This window comes from Nguyenibacter sp. L1, from assembly GCF_035199985.1.
In the GTDB taxonomy this organism is placed as follows: domain Bacteria; phylum Pseudomonadota; class Alphaproteobacteria; order Acetobacterales; family Acetobacteraceae; genus Gluconacetobacter; species Gluconacetobacter vanlangensis.
This window is the reverse complement of the sequence record NZ_CP127015.1, coordinates 1,684,286-1,702,819: the sequence shown is the minus strand read 5'-3', so window position 1 is coordinate 1,702,819 and position 18,534 is coordinate 1,684,286. Positions and strand designations below refer to the sequence as shown.

Annotated in this window: 19 protein-coding genes; 12 read left to right on the top strand and 7 right to left on the bottom strand. The window is 67.8% G+C overall.

The window, feature by feature from the left end:
• The first annotated feature begins 1 nt into the window (after nt 1).
• From QN315_RS07745 to QN315_RS07690, 12 genes are all read left to right on the top strand, one after another.
• On the top strand, nt 2-3,607 hold the full coding sequence (locus QN315_RS07745) for a hypothetical protein (RefSeq protein WP_323992702.1): 3,606 nt from the start codon (nt 2-4) through the stop codon (nt 3,605-3,607).
• Nucleotides 3,607-4,284, top strand: coding sequence for a hypothetical protein (locus tag QN315_RS07740; protein WP_323992700.1), 678 nt, complete (start codon nt 3,607-3,609; stop codon nt 4,282-4,284). Before QN315_RS07745 ends, QN315_RS07740 begins: the two co-directional genes overlap by 1 nt.
• Nucleotides 4,284-4,742 carry a hypothetical protein gene (locus tag QN315_RS07735; RefSeq protein ID WP_323992698.1) on the top strand — a complete coding sequence of 153 codons (459 nt, stop codon included), beginning with the start codon at nt 4,284-4,286 and terminating at the stop codon, nt 4,740-4,742. The genes QN315_RS07740 and QN315_RS07735 overlap by 1 nt, the downstream gene beginning before the upstream one ends.
• On the top strand, nt 4,739-5,776 hold the full coding sequence (locus QN315_RS07730; protein ID WP_323992697.1) for a hypothetical protein: 1,038 nt from the start codon (nt 4,739-4,741) through the stop codon (nt 5,774-5,776). Before QN315_RS07735 ends, QN315_RS07730 begins: the two co-directional genes overlap by 4 nt.
• A gap of 646 nt (nt 5,777-6,422) precedes the next feature.
• The gene (locus QN315_RS07725) at nt 6,423-6,767 is read left to right on the top strand and encodes a hypothetical protein (protein WP_323992695.1); all 345 of its coding nucleotides are present in this window, start codon (nt 6,423-6,425) and stop codon (nt 6,765-6,767) included.
• Entirely contained in the window at nt 6,764-7,243 is a 480-nt protein-coding gene (locus tag QN315_RS07720) for a GNAT family N-acetyltransferase (protein ID WP_323992693.1), read from the top strand. Before QN315_RS07725 ends, QN315_RS07720 begins: the two co-directional genes overlap by 4 nt.
• Complete coding sequence (locus tag QN315_RS07715; protein WP_323992690.1) at nt 7,237-7,950, top strand: hypothetical protein; 714 nt, start codon at nt 7,237-7,239, stop codon at nt 7,948-7,950. Before QN315_RS07720 ends, QN315_RS07715 begins: the two co-directional genes overlap by 7 nt.
• A gap of 113 nt (nt 7,951-8,063) precedes the next feature.
• Nucleotides 8,064-8,969, top strand: coding sequence for a phage tail protein (locus tag QN315_RS07710; RefSeq protein WP_323992688.1), 906 nt, complete (start codon nt 8,064-8,066; stop codon nt 8,967-8,969).
• A gap of 39 nt (nt 8,970-9,008) precedes the next feature.
• Nucleotides 9,009-9,422 (top strand): hypothetical protein, encoded by a 414-nt coding sequence (locus tag QN315_RS07705; RefSeq protein WP_246285614.1) that lies wholly within the window; start codon nt 9,009-9,011, stop codon nt 9,420-9,422.
• A complete protein-coding gene (locus tag QN315_RS07700; protein ID WP_323992684.1) occupies nt 9,422-9,904 on the top strand; it encodes a hypothetical protein in 483 nt (160 codons plus the stop codon). Before QN315_RS07705 ends, QN315_RS07700 begins: the two co-directional genes overlap by 1 nt.
• A 47-nt stretch (nt 9,905-9,951) precedes the next feature.
• A complete protein-coding gene (locus QN315_RS07695; RefSeq protein ID WP_323992682.1) occupies nt 9,952-10,779 on the top strand; it encodes a hypothetical protein in 828 nt (275 codons plus the stop codon).
• 150 nt (nt 10,780-10,929) lie between these two features.
• The gene (locus tag QN315_RS07690) at nt 10,930-11,688 is read left to right on the top strand and encodes a hypothetical protein (protein WP_323992680.1); all 759 of its coding nucleotides are present in this window, start codon (nt 10,930-10,932) and stop codon (nt 11,686-11,688) included.
• A 124-nt stretch (nt 11,689-11,812) separates the two neighbouring features.
• Here QN315_RS07690 and QN315_RS07685 read toward each other — a convergent pair whose 3' ends face one another.
• The 7 genes from QN315_RS07685 to QN315_RS07655 all read right to left on the bottom strand — a co-directional run bounded on the left by QN315_RS07685 (nt 11,813) and on the right by QN315_RS07655 (nt 18,201).
• On the bottom strand, nt 11,813-12,610 hold the full coding sequence (locus QN315_RS07685) for a hypothetical protein (RefSeq protein WP_323992678.1): 798 nt from the start codon (nt 12,608-12,610) through the stop codon (nt 11,813-11,815).
• Nucleotides 12,611-12,762: 152 nt separating this feature from the next.
• Nucleotides 12,763-14,019, bottom strand: coding sequence for an MFS transporter (locus QN315_RS07680; RefSeq protein WP_323992676.1), 1,257 nt, complete (start codon nt 14,017-14,019; stop codon nt 12,763-12,765).
• Nucleotides 14,016-14,876 carry a DUF3667 domain-containing protein gene (locus QN315_RS07675; protein WP_323992674.1) on the bottom strand — a complete coding sequence of 287 codons (861 nt, stop codon included), beginning with the start codon at nt 14,874-14,876 and terminating at the stop codon, nt 14,016-14,018. Before QN315_RS07675 ends, QN315_RS07680 begins: the two co-directional genes overlap by 4 nt.
• Before the next feature lie 121 nt (nt 14,877-14,997).
• Nucleotides 14,998-15,636: a response regulator transcription factor gene (locus tag QN315_RS07670; RefSeq protein ID WP_323992672.1), complete on the bottom strand. Its 639-nt coding sequence runs from the start codon at nt 15,634-15,636 to the stop codon at nt 14,998-15,000.
• Nucleotides 15,623-16,723: a histidine kinase gene (locus QN315_RS07665; protein WP_323992670.1), complete on the bottom strand. Its 1,101-nt coding sequence runs from the start codon at nt 16,721-16,723 to the stop codon at nt 15,623-15,625. Before QN315_RS07665 ends, QN315_RS07670 begins: the two co-directional genes overlap by 14 nt.
• Complete coding sequence (locus QN315_RS07660; RefSeq protein WP_323992668.1) at nt 16,720-16,953, bottom strand: hypothetical protein; 234 nt, start codon at nt 16,951-16,953, stop codon at nt 16,720-16,722. Before QN315_RS07660 ends, QN315_RS07665 begins: the two co-directional genes overlap by 4 nt.
• 481 nt (nt 16,954-17,434) lie before the next feature.
• Nucleotides 17,435-18,201, bottom strand: a protein-coding gene (locus tag QN315_RS07655) for an IS5 family transposase (protein WP_323991908.1) whose coding sequence is annotated in 2 segments (ribosomal slippage) — nt 17,435-17,853 and nt 17,853-18,201 — 768 coding nt in all. Because the reading frame shifts where the segments join, the coding sequence is not laid out codon by codon here.
• Between the last annotated feature and the right edge of the window lie 333 nt (nt 18,202-18,534).

Sequence of the window (18,534 nt, the reverse complement as noted above, 5' to 3'; positions counted from 1 at the left end):
GATGGTGGTGCAGCAGGTGCCCTTCGCGGCGCAATCCTATCAGGCGCGGTCGGTGGCGCTGGATGCGCAGCGCTGCGTCAATTTCTATGCCGAGTTCGCGCCCAAGGGGGCCAAGACGTCGGTGCCGGTGTGGGGCTGCCCGGGGATGGTGGCCTTCGCGCAGTGCGGCGCGGGCCCGGTGCAGGGCATGTGCCTGATGGGCGGCGTGCTGTATGTCGTGTCGGGGCAGGCGCTGTATCGGGTCGATCCGGACGGGTCGTCGGTCGAACTGGGCGCGACCTGGGTGACGGGGCCGGTGTCGATGGACACCAACGGTACGGACCTGGTCTGGGTGGATGGGGAATCCGGCTGGTCGTACTCGGTCGCCGGCGGGGTGCAGCAGATCACCGACCCGAATTTCCATCCGGCGGACAGCGTCGTCTATTTCGACACCTATTTCGTGTTCAACCGGTCGGGGACGCAGGAATTCTTCCTCTCGCCGCAGGGGGCGGTGGTGCCGTTCGACGGCACGATGTTCGCGTCGAAGGAAGCGACGGCGGACCCGCTGCTGGCGATCGTGAACACGCACGAGCAATTGCTGCTGTTCGGCGCGGCGCGGACCGAGGTGTGGTACGACGCGGGCAATGCGCCGCCGACCTTCCCGTTCCAGCGCTTCGACGGGGCGTTCATCCAGCGCGGCATCGCCGGGCCGCATGCGCAGTGCCTGGAGGACAATACGGTCTTCTTCCTGGGCGATGACGGGATGTTCTACCGGCTGAACGGATTCCAGCCCGAGCGGATCTCGACCCATGCGACCGAGGGGGCGTGGCAGTCCTATGCCACGCGGGCCGATGCGCGCTGCTTCAGCTATACGCTGGAGGGGCATAAATTCGTCAATCTGCTGTTCCCCTCGGCGCCGGCGAGCTGGGTCTATGACGTGGCGACCGGGCTGTGGCACGAGCGGGAATCCTGGACCGGGGCCGGCGCCGACAGTTCGATCGGGCGGTGGCGCGGCAATGGCGCGATCATGGCCTATGACCGCATCCTGATCGGCGACTGGCTGAGCGGCACGGTCGGGCAACTGAATTTCGCGGTCTATACCGAGCTGGGGGCGACGATGCGCGGGCTGCTGGCCGCGCCGCCGGTCCATGACGCGCGGCGGCGGGTGTTCATGCGGCGCTTCGAGCTGGATGTGGAAACCGGGGTCGGGCTGCCGGCGGCTTCGTCCACCGTCATGGTGCCGTACCAGCCCACCGGGGTGATGCTGGCGGCCCCGTCGGCGTTGGCGCGGGCCGCGGCGCCGGGCGGCATGGCGGTGGCGCTGACCAACCTGCTGGCCAGCCTGTGGGTGCTGCTGCCCGATGACGGGACGCCGCGCGGGGTGGTGCTGGGCAATGCGCCGGGCGGGAGCGGGCCGGGATTCTCGCTGACGCTGGTCAATGACCGGACGGCGCCGGCGGCGCAGATCCTGGTGCGGGCGGCGGACGTGCTGGGCGATCCGGTGGTGACGGCGTCCTATGACTATGCCGGGTGGGGCGGCTGGGTGAACCTGATGCTGTCGGTCTCGCCGGCCGGCCGGACGATCCAGCTTTATGCCAATGGCGCGGCGCTGGCGCCGGCCGCGCTGGACTGGGCGTCGCAGGCGCCGATCGGCAATCCGTCCGGCCAGGGCTGGAGCGTCGCGCCGTCGAACGGCACGGCCGATCCGGTGGGGGTGCTGGCCGCGCCGCAATTCGGCGGCCACACCGCGGGCACCGGCACCGGATATGACAATGCGTCGGTGCAGATCGACCAGTTCGGCAACATGCTGTCGATCGGCGGGGGCGCGGTCAACGCGGTGTCGCAGGCGGGCGCGGTGGCGTGGAGCCTGGCGTCCGGCACCGTGCAGTCCGACATCCTGTCGGTGGCGCCGGGGCTGACCATGTCGAGTTATGTCCTGAATGCCGCATCGGTGCTGATGCAGGGCCAGTATCTGGCCGCCGGCGTGGGGTCCGGCGCCCAATGGCAGGGGATCGCGCTGTATCAGGTCAATAGCGGCGCGGCGCCGCGCTTTCGCGGGTTCGTCTATTACTACGTCAACGGTCCCGGGCCGATCTATGGCGCCAACCAGTGCTTCCTGGCCGGCGACCAGACGATCGACGATCCGATCCTGTGCTACCAGATCGAATATCCCAACGTGCCGCGCGTGGTGATGGTCTATCCGAGCATCGCGCAGATCGTCGGCGGCGCGGCGGCCTCCGGCGGTCTTAACGGGCTGTATCCGGAACTGGGCAATACGGCCGGCTGGGGCCCGTGCCAGGTGCCGGTCATCGAATATCGCTATCCGGCGCAACTGGGCAGCAACCTGCTGCGCCAGGCGGGCTATAACGGCAATGTCGGGTTCTTCCTGCCGGACGGGCAGGGCGGTACGAACCATTATTTGTATTTCAGCCGCGGCGACATGGCGGCGAACGCGACGGCCGGCACCAACGCCAATCCGGAACTGCAGGCGGTGATCGGGCCTGCTTGTCCAAACGGCGCGATGGTGAAGATCGCGATGGGGGCGGTCAGCTATGACGCGCTGGTCGGCGCGCATTTCGCGGGGAACGGCGCCACGCAGTTCACCGGCACGATGCCGATGTACAGCATCGACAATGCGAACTGGGTGGACCAGGCGGGGGCGGCGCAGATCCCGTTCGCGGACGAATATCATTACATCGCCACCGGGCAGCCGGGCGGCACCGACGTCTATGTCGGCCAGCCGTCCCTGACGCCGATCCCCGGCTCCTCGGACTGGCTGGTGACCTTCCTGCTGGTCGGGCTGTCGGACGCCGCCGCCAATCGGGGCAATGCCAGCGTGTGGGACACGGTGCGGGTGTTCCACTATTCCGGCGGCACGGCGACGCAGCTTGGCCCGGCGGTTTCGGGCGAGGCCTATGCGGCGGCCGACTGGCCGGGCTTCACCCTGGGGGCCTGGGCCGACACGAATGCCGTCGCCTATCTGGACGGCACGTCGGTGGTGATTTTCGGGAACATGGCATCGTATGCCGGCGCCTGTCCGAATCCGCAGGGCGCGCAATATTGCACGCGCTTCGGATCGCTGAGCTTTGCCGTGGCGCAACTGGCCGACCTGTTCCTGGCCGCGCCGAGCGGGTTCTTCGACCTGTCGCAGCCGGCCAATCGGGCGCTGTTCCTGAACGGCGCGGGGGGCGCGCAATATCTGGGGTCGGACGGATCGCGGGTGCTGGGGATGGCGCCGCCGGTCTTCCTGACCGTGGCGCCGGGGGCGGCGGTGGCGGCCTTCGCCGGGAATGGCGGGACCGGCGGGGCGTTCGACGTGACGGGGACGATCCTGCCGGCGCAGTCGAACCCGGCGGGCGGGACCTATCCGCAGCCGGTCGGCGGGTCGGCCGACACGCCGCCGGGGGCCGATCCGCAGATCATGCTGGACTGGTCGGATGACGGGGCCCGGACCTGGAGCGCGCTGCGGCTGTGCCGGTCGATGGGGGCGCAGGGAGCGTATCTGACGCGGCTGCGCTGGCTGAAGCTGGGCCAGGCGCGGCAGCGGGTGCTGCGGCTGCAGGTGACGGACCCGGTGCGGCGCAACCTGATCGGGTTCTACCTGGACACCGAATCGGGGATGGAGTGATGCCGTCCGCACCGCGCCAGACCCTGCCGACCGGGGACCGCCCGTTCGTCACCGCCGGCACGCTGGGGCTGACCCTGGCGGCCTATCAGTTCCTGTCGCGGCTGGGCGATGCCGGGCAGGCGACCGCGCGCAATGTCGAGGTGATCGCCGAGGCGCTGGGCGTGCCGGTGGCCAGCATTCCGGCCGAGGGGCCGGTTGCCGTCACGCTGCCGGCGTCGTTTCCGCCTGCCGGGCCCAGCGGGGCGGCGGCCGGCCCGGTGAATGCGGCGCGGCTGCTGGCGATGCTGGCGGCGGTGCCGCGGCCGGGCCGGGGGGCGCCCGGGATGCCGCCGCCCGTGCCGCCGCCACCCGTGCCGCCCAGGCCGCTGCGCGCGGCATTGCCGGCGCCGGGGTCGCGGGTGGCCGACATCGTGGTGCTGCATCATGGCGCGCGGGTGATCGACGGGTTCGGCGCGCCGGCCGGGCTGGTGGTGGGGTGGATCGGCGATCTGTACCTGCAGCGCGATGGCGGCCCGGCCGGGGCGCTGTGGTCGAAGCAGTCCGGCGCCGGCACCGCCCAGGGCTGGGTGGCGGGCGGCGGGGGGACGGGCGGCGTGCTGCCGCTGGTCAATGGCGATATCGCCCCGATCGGGATTCTGTCCGATCCGACGGGGCAGGCAATCGGGGTGCCGATCTGATGGGACATAGCACGCTGATCACCGATTATTTCGGATACGGCACGGCGGCGGATCGTCCGGCGTCGCTGAATATCCCCAGCGGGTGCCTGGGGTTTTATTACGCGGCCGATGTCGGGCAGGTCTATGCCTGGGACGGGGCGTGGCAGGCCTGGGCGCCGCCGCCGCAGAGCTTCGCCGGGTCGCTGACCGCTGCCGGCACCACCCAGGGCTCGGCCGCCGTGCTGGCGGCGGACGTCAACATGTTCACCACCGTGGCGGCCGGGACGGGGGCGGTGCTGACGGCCGGCCCGGCCGGCACCTGGCAGAAGGTGCTGAACCGGGGGGCGGCGGCGCTGCTGGTCTATCCGCCGTCGGGCGGGGCGATCGACGCGGGGGCGGCGAACGCGCCCGTCACGATCCCGGCCGGCGGGGGCGCGACCTTCTGGCAGAACACGACAACGCAATGGTATTCGGAATGAAGACGATCCTGTCGATCCTGCTGATCCTGGCCGGCCTGGTGCCGGCCGTTCCCGCCCGCGCGCAGATCGTGGGGCCGGTCGGGCATGGGGAATTGCCGGCCTGTCCCGACAGCGGGGGCAACCACCTGAACTATGTGCCGGCGACGGGGATGTTTTCCTGCGGGACCAGCGACGGCAATCCCGCGACCCTGACGGGCGTGACGGCCGGCACGGGGCTGGCGGGGGGCGGTACGTCCGGCATGGTGACGCTGTCGCTGGGGGCGATCGCCAATGACAGCGTGCTGGGCAATGTCGGTGGCGGCAGCGCCGCGCCCGGTGCGCTGAGCGCCGCGCAACTGACCGCGCTGATGCAGCCTTTTACCGCCGGCCTGTCGGGCGCGGTGCCGGCCAGCGGCGGCGGCACGGCGAATTACCTGCGCGCCGACGGGACATGGGCCGCGCCGCCGGGCGGGGGAAGCGTCGCGCCGACGGAGGTGCAGCGGGCCTATGGCCGATCGTCGTCCGGCAGCATAACGGTTACGATGCCGCAAGCCACGACCGTGGGGAATACCGTCGTGGCGATCGGATATGGGGGCAGCGCCGCGCCGAACTTCAATGGAAGCCAGACGGTGTTCCTGGACAGGAGCAGCCTGTCGGCGGTGTCGTTCGTCGTCATGGCCGCGCCGGTGACGAGTGCGCAGACATCCATCACGGTCAACGGAACATCGGGAAACTACGACATCGAGCTTGTGGAGGTTTCCGGGCTTCGAAACATGTATGTCACGGAAGGGACGAACTATTCCGGGAACCCGGAAACCGCCCCGACATTCGCGCCCGCCGGATGCGCCTATTACGGCATGTACGGATCGGGGAACGCGATTGCATACCAGAGCGCGACATCGGGCTTGTCCAATGTCGTGCAGCAGGGCGCGAACGCCTCCAATAACGCGACCTTCTATAATTTCAGCGCGGCCTCCCGGGGGACCATGCAGACGCTGACGTTCAGCGGGTCGAACGGAAATGTTCTGTCCGCGTCGATCGCTTTTTGCGGGTGAGTTGAAGAATCTTTCGATGGGGGCCGTTCGGGGGAAGGAGCAGCCCAAACGCGATCGAGGATTTCGTCCGGCAGCGAGACTTTCCGGAATCATCGCGATCGCCGCCGTCCAGCAGGGATCCAGCGAACATGAGGGCGTAACGGCGGTTCTTTTCCCGGACGAAGACGGAAAAAACGTGGCTGCTCACAGGATGGGAAGATGGGCGACCCGATGCGCGGGGCGAGGTTGGTGCTCGATCCTCTGCTACGCAAGCTGCCCCTACATTTAGTCGTGGCAGCTTGGGAGCGGGTCTGAAACGCATTCTATCAGCGGTGGATAGAGCGGATCAAGCAAAGAACGAGGACGCGCATGAGGCGATCATCGGATTCCACGCAGCAGTCCAAGGATCAGGTCGGTCGGTCCGTCGGTCATGACGGCAGCGCAGTGTGGAACACCGGACGGGTGTGAGTCGGGTTGTCTAGCCGTAAGCCACGGGGTGATCGGAAAGACGCGTTACCGCTCGGGCTGAGCGTCGACGCCTCGAAGAAGCGGACTTTTTATGATCTTGAACTATTACCAATTACACGATAGATTTTTGGAAATCAGGGCATAGGCACCGCCCTCCATCCGATATCCCTTCGGGGATGCGACGCGGGATTGCGGTGCCATGTCCGTTCAGCCGATTGCCCTGATTCCCGCCCAATATGTTCCGGCATCGACGACGCCGATCTATACGTCCCCGGCGGGCGTGTATTCGCGTATCGACAGCCTGAGCATCTGCAACACCGGCGCTGTCGCGGTGCAGGCCAGCATCTATCTGGTGCCGTCGGGCGCCGGTGCGGGGCCGGCCAATGCCACGACCTTCAACCAGGCCGTTCTGCCCGGGCAGACCTGGAACAGTCCGAACGAAATCGGGAAAGTGCTGGGCCCGGGCGATGCGATCGCCGTGCTGGCCGGTGCGGCGAACGCGCTGACGATCACGGCCGGCGGGCTGCAGGTGGTGCTGTCGTGACCCGGTATGGCGTCGAGGCGTGGAGCGCGGTCCTGCCGGAGATGCGGAGCCTGTGGGAGGCGCATTTCCGCGAGGTCGCGCTGGAGCAGGAGCGCGTGCCGCTGGACCCGGACCTGGAGACCTATGCCCGGCTGGAACAGGCCGGCGCGCTGCACGTGCTGACGATGCGCGAGGGGCGGGTGCTGGCGGGCTATCTGGTGGCGCTGGTCTGGCCGCATCTGCATCACCGGGGCACCAGCCACGCCTTTTTCGATCTGTATTATGTGCGGCCGGCCTATCGGCGCTGGACGGCCGGGATTCGCCTGTTTCGCGAGGCGGAACGGACGCTGGCGGCGCGCGGCGTGCGGCGGATGATCGCGGGCACGAAGATCCATGTCGGCCCGACCGGGCGGTCGCTGGATGTCGGCCCGATCTTCCGGCGGCTGGGCTGGGTGGAAATGGAACGTCAATTCGGGAAGTGGATCGGATCATGGTGACGGCAATCGGTGGGGGGCTATCGGCCCTGGGCTCGATCGCGGGCGGGATCACGGGGGCGGATGCGGCGTCGGGCGCGGCGCGGGCGCAGGCGAACGCCTATAACCAGGCGCAGCAATTCCAGCAGAACGTCTATAACCAGACGGAACAGAACCTGTCGCCCTATGTCGGGGCGGGGACGAATGCGCTGTACAGCCTCGCCGGCCTGCTGGGATTGCCGGGCGGGCCGGGCGGCCAGGGAGACGGGGAGGGAGACGGCGCGGCGGCGGCGTACCAGGCCTTCAGCCAGACGCCGTACTACCAGTTTCCCCTGCAGCAGGGCGAGCAGGCGCTGGACCAGTCGGCGGCGGCGCGGGGCCTGGCCTTGTCGGGTGGGCAGATGAATGCGCTGCAACGCTATGCGCAGAATTATGCCGGCCAGCAATTCGGCAATTACATGAATGCCTTGTCGGGTCTGGCGGGGATGGGCAGCGCCGCCGCGGGGCAGATCGGCAGCCAGGGCAATGCGGCCGCGACCACGATGCTGAACGCGCTGGGCGGCACGGGGGCGGCCCAGGCGCGTGGCGCCACGACGTCGAACGCGGCGCTGATGTCGGGGCTGGGCAATGCGCTGGCCCTGCTGGGTGGCGGCTCCACCGGTCCGGGCGTGCTGGGAAATGTGCTGGGGCTGGGGGCGGACAATGGCGGAGGGTACGACGTCTTCGGATGAGATGTGGAATTGCCTGAGGATATCACGATCGGTTAGGATCGGTCATCAGGGCACAGGCACCGCCCGCATGAATCCGCGCCCCGGCCGTATGGGGTGTGTGGGGAGTCTGGTGCATGCCCGGTTCAGCCGCCCGCTTTGTGTGGCCCAATGTTTTCAGCGTCGATGCGACGGGGCTGCCCCGCGCGGGCGCGCAATTGTCGTTCTATCAGACCGGGACCACGACGCCGCAGGCGACCTATGCCGATCCGGGCCTGACCATTCCCAATCCGAATCCGGTCATCGCCGATTCGAGCGGGCAGTTCGGCAATATCTTCCTGCTGGGCGCCCCGGATTATGCGGTGGTCCTGGCGGATGCGAACGGCAACCAGGTCTGGACCATGGACCCGGTCGGGGCCTCGGCCGGCGTGGCCGGGGCGGTGCCGGTCGGGGCCGTGTGCGACTTCGCCGGGGCGGCGGCGCCGCCCGGATGGCTGCTCTGTTACGGCCAGGCGATCAGCCGCGTGACCTATGCGGCCCTGTTCGCCGCGATCGGCACGATTTTCGGAGCCGGTGACGGGGTGACCAGCTTCGCCCTGCCGGACCTGCGCGGCCGGGCGAGCTTCGGCGTCGATAATATGGGAGGCAGCGCCGCCAATCAGGTCACGATGGCCGGGTCGGGCGTCAATGGCGTGCAACTGGGTGCGCCGGGCGGCAGTCAGATGGCGGCGGCGCACAGCCACGCGGTCGCCGACCCGGGCCATAGCCATGCGATCACCGATCCGGGCCATGACCACAAGCCCAATCATGGATCGGGCTTCGTCGTGCCGCAGGGATCGGGTGGGGAAATATCGGCGATCTTTGCCGGCGGCGGCGATGTCGAGGAGACGGCGACCGCCCAGACGACGCCGTCCGGCACGGGGGTGACGATCGGGTCGGGCACCACCGGGATTTCGATTTCTACGGCTGGATCGGGCAACAGTCAGAATATGCCGCCGGCCATGATGTTGAACAAGATCATCTATACCGGCGTCGGCGGATAGGCGTCGGACGGGATGGCCGCAAAAAAGCAAGGAGAGGCGATGGATGGGGGAAATCCGGTCCCGGACCCGGCCGGGACGGCCGAGACGCTGCGCCGGCATGACGCGCGGATCGGGCGCCTGGAGCACGGGCAGCAGGACATGATGATGAAGCTGGCCGAGATTTCGGCCGAGGGGCGCGCGCGCGGCGCGCATCAGGACCGTCGCGCCGATCGTGACGTGGAGCAGACGCGCCAGGCGATCGTCGAGCTGCGCCGCGAGATGCGCGCGGCGATTGCCGAAACCACGGCGCCGCTGGCGGAATCGCAGCGAACGCTGATCCGCATGAATGCGGAAATCGCAGGCGGTGTGAAATTGATTCGAAATATCGGTCTCGCCGTCGGGGGCGTGGTGTCGGCCCTGCTGGGCTATCAGCCCTTTTCGGACTGGCTGGACCGGTTGATGCGGGGGTGGTGATGGGCGGACTGGATGCGGCGGACCTGAAATGGCGGGTCGTGGCGCCGACCCTGGACCGGCTGGGCCTGGGCGGGCCGGCGGCGGTCAATCTGCTGACCGGCACGGCGCTGGTGGAATCGCGCGCGGCGCGCCTGGTGCAGGAAGGGGGCGGTCCGGCATTGGGATTGTGGCAGATGGAGCCCGCGACGCATGACGCGCTGTGGCGCATGCTGACGGACGACGCGGCGCATGCCGAGCTGGAAACCCGGCTGCGGCGCATGACCTGTTCGGACATTCCGCGCATGCGCCAGCTTATCGGCAATCTGCGCTATGCCTGCGCGATGGCGCGGGTGAAATACCGTTTCGATCCAGGTCCGTTGCCGGACGCGAAGAGTGCTGAAAATCTCTGCGCGTATTGGAAGCGTGTCTATAACACCGCCCTGGGTGCCGGGGTTGTGGACAGCGTCCATGTCGCGGCCTTCGCCACCGCGATCGCGGCGTGACGATCGGCGTTCCCGCGGGTCATGAATTTTAACGGATGGGGAATATCATGGATCAGGCGACGATCTTTCACACAGTGCTGTCTCTGGTGCCGGTAGGGTATCTGGTCGATGTCGCGGCCCTGTGCGGGGTGTGCGCGGCGGTCATGCCGTGGCTGCCGCTGCCCGGGAGCGCGCAATCGCCCTATGGCCGGTTTTATGCCGTTCTGAACCTGGCGGCGCAGAATTTCCGCAATGTCGCGAACCTGGCGCAGCCGGGCCGCGCGGCGGTGTCGTGCGATCCGGCGTGTAGCAAAGAGGCGCGCGCCTGTCCCGTCGCTCCGCCGGAAGGCCGGGATGGCGGGACGCGGCGCGATACGCCGCCCGTGCTGGGCCTGGCCGTGGCGGGGATGCTGCTGGCGGGGGGATTGGCCCTGTCGGGTTGCGGCATGCCGAGCGGCACGGTTGCGATCGACGCCGCCGAACTGGCGGCGGATGCGGGGGCGGTGGCGTTCGCGGCCGAGGCGATCGAAGCCGTGCCCGGCCTGGCCGCGCATCTGACCGCGGATCAGGCGGCGTCGGTGCAGCAGGCCCTGGCGCAGATCCGCGCGGTCACGGCCGAGATCAATGCAGCATCGGCGGGGGCGGCGCCGGTGGGGACGATCGCCCTCGAGACGGGCAGGGGCTGGGCATCGGCGCTGGTGTCGGCGTTCCGGACCATGCTTGCGATCGCGGGGCCGGTCGTCGCGTCCTGCGCGCCCGCGGTCGCGCCCTATATCCAGACGGCGGAGCAGATCATACCGGTTCTGGAACAGGTGGCGGGGCTGACGCAGGCGGTGCCGATGCGGGGGAGCGTGCCGGCGGCGGCGATACGGGCGGCGCTGTATCGGGGACCCTGACGGGAATGACGGCGGCACCGCCGGAGGATGAGTCCGGGAGAGCCGCCGCCGTCCGTGTTTAAAAAAACCTTGCTGAAATGCAAACCGTTCCGGGAACCGGGGCATAATTTGGCCCTCGGGGCACAAACTGGTCCGATGGCGATGGGTTTCATGACAATGACGATTCTGACGCGAAAATTTGGGAAATGTCCGCCGCGTCGCGATCCGCGCACCAGCCGCCTGTCGCCGTCGCTGGCGGCCTGGTTGCCCGCCGTGCCCGATTCGGTCGCATGGTCGCGCCACGTGACCTATGCGATGTGGGGCAATGATCGATATGGCGACTGCGCCTTTGCCGCGATGGCGGCGCTGATCGGCACATGGACGAAGAACGCGCAGGCCGAGGTCCTGCTGACGACGACCATGTGCCTGGAGAATTACGCGGCCTGCACCGGCTTCGACCCGGCGACGGGGACGAACGATGACGGGACCGTGCTGCTGGACGCGCTGGAACGGTGGCGCCGTGCCGGCTATGCGCGGCCGGGCCAGACCCGCGACTATCTGACGGCGTTCGGCACGATCGACCTGCATGACCATGACGGACTCCGGCGGGCGGTGGCCTATCTGGGTGGCGTCTATGCGGGCATCCAGGTGCCGGCCTACCTGATGCGGGCGGACGGCGACTGGAGACGCGACGACGGCGGGGACCAGACGATCCTGGGGGGACACTGCATTGCGATCGTCGGGTATGAGCCCGGCTGGTGGCACGTCTTCACCTGGGGCGGGGTGCGGCGGATGGCGGTCGATCTGTGGGATGCGATCGCCGACGAGGCCTATGGCCTGATCAGCCGGCAGAACTGGCTGGCGGTGGATGGCCGGACGCCGAGGGGCGAAGACGTCGCGGTGCTGCTGCAGGAGATGCGGGCGGCATGAGGGCGGCGGAACGGCCGGTGTCCCGCCTTCGAAATCCATGCATGAATTTCAAAGGCAGGATAATAAGATCGTGTTTCATCCAATGTTCCGAATCTGAAAGCCGCTGGATTTCAGATTCGGAACATCAGCGCAGCGCGCGCCGCAGGGAACTGCCCGCGTGCGGGTTCAGGTAATGGAACAGGGCGGTGGAACGGATCTTGTCGGGTTCGCAGGGTTCGTTGGCGTGAACCGAGCGATAGCCCCAGAAGAAATAGATATGTCCCGGGTCCATGCGCACCTTCACCGGGTGCAAGATGTTGGCGAGGACGCCCCGCTTGAGCAGGATCTGGGTCAGCTTGTTGTCCAGCAGCAGCTTGTCGAGCAGGTTTCCGACATAGCTGGACCGCACGGGGCGGACGTTGGGAAACATCAGCAGGTCTCCCGGCGGCCCCTCGGCGGGGATCAGGATCGGCACCAGGGCGGTCAGGACGAAGGAATCGAAATGGAAGAAATAGGAATGGCGCGCGCCCTTCGTGCCCGAAAGGCAGCGTAGCACCTGGTAGAAGCCGGTATCCGGGACGATCGTGCCCGTCGCCTTGCCGCAGAGCGCGCGGCAGACCCGCCGGAATTCGGCTGACGCCGAGAGCGCCTGCAGATAGGTGCCCGAGACGGAATCCGGTCCGGCGAGGGACAGATATTGTCCGCCATTGTCTGCGACCTGGCGTTGGACGAAATCCTGCATCGCGGCGAGCTGCGCGGGCGGGACGCAGTCGCGGATCACGCCGAAACCGTTGCGGTTGATGTCGGCGAACAGCGCGTCGATGCTTGCATCCGAAAGCGGCGGGAACAGCGGGGGCTCGATCGCGTTCACGGCGATGTCCGGGGCGGCGGACGAAGTCGGGACACGGTACAGGACGTTTGTTTCTTCCAAGGAAATGGACATTTTATTCACTCCTGGCTGACCCGCGTGTATGATTACACTTATCGTGGTAAATATTTTGTATTCACGCTGGAGGGAAAGCGGCCAGGCCGTCGCGGTTTTTCGCGCCGGCCGTCACATTCTTCGTTTCGCTTTTTTGTGAACCAGTGCCCGGGTCAGTCCGCCGGCGGTCTGGGCAGGGTCAGCATGCGGACGGGGCGCAGCAGCAGGATGGCGCCGGTCGACAGCGCGATATAGGCCGCGCCGGCGATCAGCGCCGGGGCCTGGCCGATCCAGCCGGCCATCGGGACGGCGCAGAGATAGCCGGCGGGCAGCAGGCAGAGGCAGCCGAACGCGTCATAGGCCGTCACGCGGGCCAGCCGCTCCGGCGGGATGATCCGCTGCATCGTCGTGTGCCACAGCACGCTGAAGGCCGCCAGGCCCAGCCCGCCGAGCAGGAATCCGGCCAATTGTCCCGCGTAGGACGGGCACAGGCCCAGCGCCAGCATGGGCAGGGCGAGCAGCAGGAAGAGGTACTGGGCGGCCCGGATCGGGTGGCGGGGCGTCCAGTGCAGGGTCAGCAACCCGCCCGCGATCGCGCCCGCGCCCTGCGCCGACAGCAGCCCGCCCCAGCGCGCCGGTCCGTCGGGCGCATGGGCGAAGAGCAGCGGCCCGAAGATCTGCAGCGGTCCGAAGGCCAGCAGGAAGAAGAGCGAGACCTGCACGATCACGGTCCACAGCCAGAGATGGGCGGTGAATTCGCGCCAGCCCTCGCGCAGGTCGCGCAGCATGGTGCCTCCGGCGGGCGCGGATGCCGGAACGGCGCCGTCGGGCAGGCCCAGCAGCAGGGCCGCGCCGATGGCGTAGCTGGCGGAATCGATGGCGATCGCCCAGGCGGCGCCGGCCGTCTGCACCAGCAGGCCGGCAAGGATGGGCCCCAGCAGGTTGGCGCCGGAATCGCCCAGCGACATCAGGGCGTTGGCGCCCTGCAGATCCGCCGCGTCGACCAGTTCGGGCAGCAGGCCGCTGCGGCCGGGGTGGTAGAAGGCGGTGCCGGCGCCCAGCAGGGCGGCCAGCACCATCAGCGGCAGCAGGTGCAGGGCGGGCAGGAACAGCAGGACGGCCATGATGCCCTGGCTGGCGAAGCGCAGCAGGTCCGCGGCCATCAGGACGCGGCGGCGCGGCAACCGGTCGGCCGCCACCCCGCCCACCAGCAGCAGCAGGACCAGCGGCACGATTTCCGCGGCCAGTACCGCGCTGACGTCGCGGGCGGTGCCGCCGCGCCGCAGGATGGCGAAGGAGAGCGCGACCGGCACCATCGCGCTGCCCAGCAGGGACAGGCCGTACCCGAGGAAGAAGCGGCGGAAATGCGGATGGGACAAGGCGCCGAGCCGGGCGGAGCGGCCGCCGCGCGGCGCGGCGGCCGCGGTCATGACTCGCCGCCGGCCCCGAGTTCCAACCCCAGCAGGCCGAGGGCGGAGAGCAGGATCAGGCTGAAGACGAGCGAGGCCACGAACAGGATCGTCATGCGCGTGATGGTGCCCGGGACGCCGACCCCGTAGAAGCCGCGCAGATGGCGATAGAGATGCACGGGCGGAACCAGCAGCAACAGGTTGCCGGCATGGCCCACGATGCGGACGGCGATCGACGAGACGGTGAAGACGGCGAAGGCGAAGCTGAGCGAATGGACCGAGAAGATCACATGGTCGTACAGCGCGCGGCGCGTGGGCCAGTAATACAGGCCCCACAGGATGAGCGCCGAGATCGGCAGCATGACCAGGATGAAGCGTTCCGACCATTCGCGCATGACGTTGAGCACTTCGGTCGGGTTGTCGACGGCGTTGAGCATGTGCATGCGGACCCATGCGGTGACCCGTTCATGGCCGGCCCATGACCAGTTGCCGATCTCGCGCGCGAGTTCAGCGCGGTCCGTCGCCGTGATATGCACGCCGTGATGCCCGGTGGCGAGCAGGGCGTGGATGGTGAACATCGCCAGCAGCACGACGAAGAACATGCGGATCGGCGGCACCATCGAGACGCGCCTGCCGTCGATATAATCCTGGGTCAGCCGCGCGGGCGCCAGCGCCAGGGTGCGGATGGTGCGGCTGAAGCGGCTGTCGGCGTGAGTCAGCATCTCGAAGAATTCGCCGCATAATTCCCACACAGTGCGATGCGGGGGACCGCCCTCCTGCCCGCAATGATGGCACCATTCGCCCACCAGGATCGTTTCGCAGTTCAGGCAGGCGGTACCGGCGGGCGCAGGGGCGGGCGAAGGGGTGTCGTGACTCATGCGGCTGGGGGCTCGGCGTTGCTGGATGGGGCGGCGTCGGGACCGACGGGTTCGTGAACGGTCTTGTTAGGCGATTCGTCCGCAGCCCAACAAGGGGCGCGATCGTGCAAACCGGCCGCGATTACAGCCAGCCGTTGGAACGGGCGATGCGTCCTGCCTCGATGCGGTTGCCGGCCCCGAGTTTCTGGGCGGCGTCAGAGAGATAGTTGCGCACCGTTCCCGGAGCGAGGCCCAGCCGGTCGGCGATGGCGCGGTTGGAGTGTCCGGCCTCGGCCAGGCGCAGCACGGCGCGCTCACGCGCGTTCAGCGGGTCGGGCGGGGCGTCCCAGATCGCCTCGGCCAGTTCGGGGGCGATGTGCCGGCCGCCGGCGGCGACGGTGCGAATGGTGTCGGCCAGGAGCGCTCCGGGGCTGTCCTTGAGCAGATAGGCATGTACCCCGGCATCCAGCGCGCGGCGCAGATAACCCGTGCGGCCGAAGGTGGTCAGGACCACCACGCGGGTCGGGAGCGCATGGGCGCGCAGGCGTTCGGCAAGTTCGAGGCCGGTGAGGCCGGGCATTTCGATGTCGGAAACCAGGACATCGGGACACAGGCGCCGCGCCATGGCCAGCGCCTGCATCCCGTCGGAGGCACGGCCGGCAATGTCCAGGTCGGGTTCCAGTGCCAGCAGGGCGGCCAGCGCGTCGAGGATCATGATCTGATCCTCGACCAGCAGCACCGAGATGCGCCGTCCGGGCGGCTTGCCGTCAAGGGTGGTCATCGCGACGGGAGTCATGCGCCAATTCGGGCAGGCGTGCCAGCAGGCGCGTGCCGCTGCCGTCGCTGGACAGGGTCAGGCTGCCGCCGGCCGCCGCCATGCGGGCGCGCATGCCGGCGATTCCCGCGCCGTCGGTGAGCGGACCGCCGGTTCCGTCATCCGCGATATGCAGGCACAGCGATCCGGTGGCGTCGGTGGTCAGGGCGATGCGGCAGGTCCGGGCATCGGCATGGCGGATGATGTTCGTCACGGCCTCGCGCATCACCATGGCCAGCACGGCCTGGCGGCGCGGATCGGCGGGTGCCGGGGCGGGGGCGTCCAGCGTGATTCCGGCGGCCAGCAGGGCGGTGCGGGCGCGTTCCAGTTCCGCCGTCAGGCCGCCGTCGCGCATGCCGGTGACGGCCTGGCGGACTTCGGCCAGGGCGGCGCGGGCCGTCTGGGCGACGGCCCGGCATTCGTCCCGCGCACGGTCCGGATCGGTCGCGGACAGGCGTGCGCCGAGATCGGCCTTGATCGCGATCACGGTCAGGCTCTGGCCCAGCAGGTCGTGCAGGTCGCGTGCGATGCGTTCGCGCTCGGCCAGGGCGGCCAGACGGCGGACTTCGGCCTGCGTGTCCAGCAGGCGTCTGTTGCGGCGTTCGATATCCAGCGCCTGCGACGTGCCCACGGCGGTCATGGCACCGACCAGCAGGCCCCAAAGCGTGTTGATGAGATCGGCATGTCGGATCGCGCAGAAGGCCAGGAACGCGGCGAGCAGGCCGGCGGCGGCGACATGGGCGCGGCGGATGGGGTGCAGCCGGGCGGCCAGGCTGACGGCGTAGATGGTATAGACGCTCCATATGCCGCCGAAGGGCGACAGGACGAAGCCGATCGCCGCCATGGCCAGGGCCTGCGGCAGGACCGTGCCGCGTCGCGTCGTGATGGCATGCAGATAAAGCGGCAGAAAGGCTGCCAGCCCCAGCAGGCCGGCCAGGATGGCGGTCCGCGAGGGACGGACCGCCAGATAAGGCAGCGGGTAGAGCGCCAGATAGGCCAGCCAGATCAGGCGGCCGGCATGTCTGCGCGCCACGGAGGGGGTGGGCGTAGTCATGCCGGGGGGACCGGCGCGGCACGGGCCAGGCTCAGGGCCACGCGGCAGCCGATCGTGCCGAACAAGATCGCGGCGATGCCGCAGCCAAGCAGGGCGGACCGTGCCGGTTCGGGCAGAAGCAGCGACAGAGCCGCCACCAGGCTGATGGCGACCGCGTGCACGACCAGGAAATCGTCATGCAGGGCGCGTGCCATCGGCAGGAAATGCAATCCGACGATCAGCCCGATCACCGCGGGACTCTATTGCGGACGGCCCCAGGCGGACAAGAGGATGACGGCGATGGGAATCAGGATGGCTTCGCCCAGGATTGCCGTCGCCAGGCATGCGACGACAGGCCCGCGACGCGTCAAAGGCTGTACGGGCGGTCGGTCGGTGTAGAGGGCTGTACGTCCATCATTTTCCTATCCCATAACGTTTCTTCAACGTCTGGACAATCCCCGGAAATCAGCCATATTTACTCTAGGATTGTGCATGGGCGTTTGTTGCCGTTTGAAGGGATATATCGATATGGCGCTGACCGAACTGCAAATCCGAAACGCCAAGTCCGGCGGAATGGGGTGAGATCGACCTTGAGATGGGCATATGGATCATTCCCGCCGCAAAGATGAAAATGAAGTGGGAGCACCACGTTCCCCTGTCGCGCCAGTCGATCGAATTGTTCCGGGAATTGCGGCCCGTCAATGGTCCGGTTGGCTAGGTCGTAGTGACGATTTACCGCATGAGGATGACGATAGCGGCGAGGGTGACGAAGCCCCGATAGTTGGCGAGCAGCTTGTCGTATCGAGTGGCGACGCGGCGGAAGTGCTTGAGCTTGTTGATGAACCGCTCGACGAGATTGCGATCCTTATAGAGCGTTCTGTCGTATGACCGCATCCTTTTACGGTTGGCGCGGGGCGGGATGACCGCTTCGGCGCCGGTCTGTTCGATGGCCTCCACCAGATGGCCAGCGTCATATCCCTTGTCGGCGATGACGGCATCGGCCGCGATCCCGTCGATCAGGGCCTCTCCTTGCGTGACATCGGCGCGTTGCCCGGGCGTGAACAGCATCCGCACCGGGTTGCCGAGACCGTCGGTGGCGATGTGGATCTTGGTGCTCAGGCCGCCCCGGGATCGGCCCAGACCCTGGGCATCCGCCCCCCTTTGGCGCGTCTCGCCCCGGCTGCATGCTGATGGGCGCGCACGATCGTGCTATCGATCATCAGCCATTCGAGGTCCGCTTCCTCGATCAGGGCCGCCAGAAAAGCGTCGAGCACACCGCGCTCTATCCAGCGATAGTAACGCCGCTTGACCGTATCGACGCGACCGAACCGCTCCGGCAGATCGCGCCAGCGGCCACCTGAACGCGCCATCCAGAGCAGCGCGTCCACGAAGCGACGATTGTCGCAGCGCGGTCCCCGGCGACCGGCATGCCCGCCGGGGATCAGCGGACGCAGGCGTTCCCATTGGTCGTCTCGCAGGGCGTCAGGATCGTGGCTCATTCAGGCTGACCTCAAAGTCAGCTTTGAATCATATCTCCGCCCCACAGGGAATCCCGGTCACTCGGAAATCGTCACTACAACCTAGGTCTTTCCTTCCATCCGCATCCGTTCCCGGCTCATGTCTGAAAATACGGTCAACGCCGGTTTGCGGCGATTGGGGGTTGCCGCCGAATTGCTCAGAATTGCGGTGATCTCGACGAACTTTTCAAAAGTGGTGAATTTCAAAAACTACAACAGGAACTTGCCTATTCGAAAGAAGATGAGCGAACCCGAAAACCGAACCTTGCTAAATTTTTGGTAGATGAGAATATCTACAATAATATGGATACTTAT

What these genes read in the sequence shown, in the direction of transcription:
- QN315_RS07705 (WP_246285614.1), top strand. Translation starts at nt 9,009, where the DNA reads ATGGATGGGGGAAATCCGGTCCCGGACCCGGCCGGGACGGCCGAGACG.
- QN315_RS07735 (WP_323992698.1), top strand. Translation starts at nt 4,284, where the DNA reads ATGGGACATAGCACGCTGATCACCGATTATTTCGGATACGGCACGGCG.
- QN315_RS07695 (WP_323992682.1), top strand. Translation starts at nt 9,952, where the DNA reads ATGGATCAGGCGACGATCTTTCACACAGTGCTGTCTCTGGTGCCGGTA.
- QN315_RS07715 (WP_323992690.1), top strand. Translation starts at nt 7,237, where the DNA reads ATGGTGACGGCAATCGGTGGGGGGCTATCGGCCCTGGGCTCGATCGCG.
- QN315_RS07685 (WP_323992678.1), bottom strand. Translation starts at nt 12,610, where the DNA reads ATGTCCATTTCCTTGGAAGAAACAAACGTCCTGTACCGTGTCCCGACT.
- QN315_RS07725 (WP_323992695.1), top strand. Translation starts at nt 6,423, where the DNA reads ATGTCCGTTCAGCCGATTGCCCTGATTCCCGCCCAATATGTTCCGGCA.
- QN315_RS07710 (WP_323992688.1), top strand. Translation starts at nt 8,064, where the DNA reads ATGCCCGGTTCAGCCGCCCGCTTTGTGTGGCCCAATGTTTTCAGCGTC.
- QN315_RS07745 (WP_323992702.1), top strand. Translation starts at nt 2, where the DNA reads ATGGTGGTGCAGCAGGTGCCCTTCGCGGCGCAATCCTATCAGGCGCGG.
- QN315_RS07730 (WP_323992697.1), top strand. Translation starts at nt 4,739, where the DNA reads ATGAAGACGATCCTGTCGATCCTGCTGATCCTGGCCGGCCTGGTGCCG.
- QN315_RS07665 (WP_323992670.1), bottom strand. Translation starts at nt 16,723, where the DNA reads ATGACTACGCCCACCCCCTCCGTGGCGCGCAGACATGCCGGCCGCCTG.
- QN315_RS07700 (WP_323992684.1), top strand. Translation starts at nt 9,422, where the DNA reads ATGGGCGGACTGGATGCGGCGGACCTGAAATGGCGGGTCGTGGCGCCG.
- QN315_RS07680 (WP_323992676.1), bottom strand. Translation starts at nt 14,019, where the DNA reads ATGACCGCGGCCGCCGCGCCGCGCGGCGGCCGCTCCGCCCGGCTCGGC.
- QN315_RS07675 (WP_323992674.1), bottom strand. Translation starts at nt 14,876, where the DNA reads ATGAGTCACGACACCCCTTCGCCCGCCCCTGCGCCCGCCGGTACCGCC.
- QN315_RS07690 (WP_323992680.1), top strand. Translation starts at nt 10,930, where the DNA reads ATGACAATGACGATTCTGACGCGAAAATTTGGGAAATGTCCGCCGCGT.
- QN315_RS07670 (WP_323992672.1), bottom strand. Translation starts at nt 15,636, where the DNA reads ATGACCACCCTTGACGGCAAGCCGCCCGGACGGCGCATCTCGGTGCTG.
- QN315_RS07740 (WP_323992700.1), top strand. Translation starts at nt 3,607, where the DNA reads ATGCCGTCCGCACCGCGCCAGACCCTGCCGACCGGGGACCGCCCGTTC.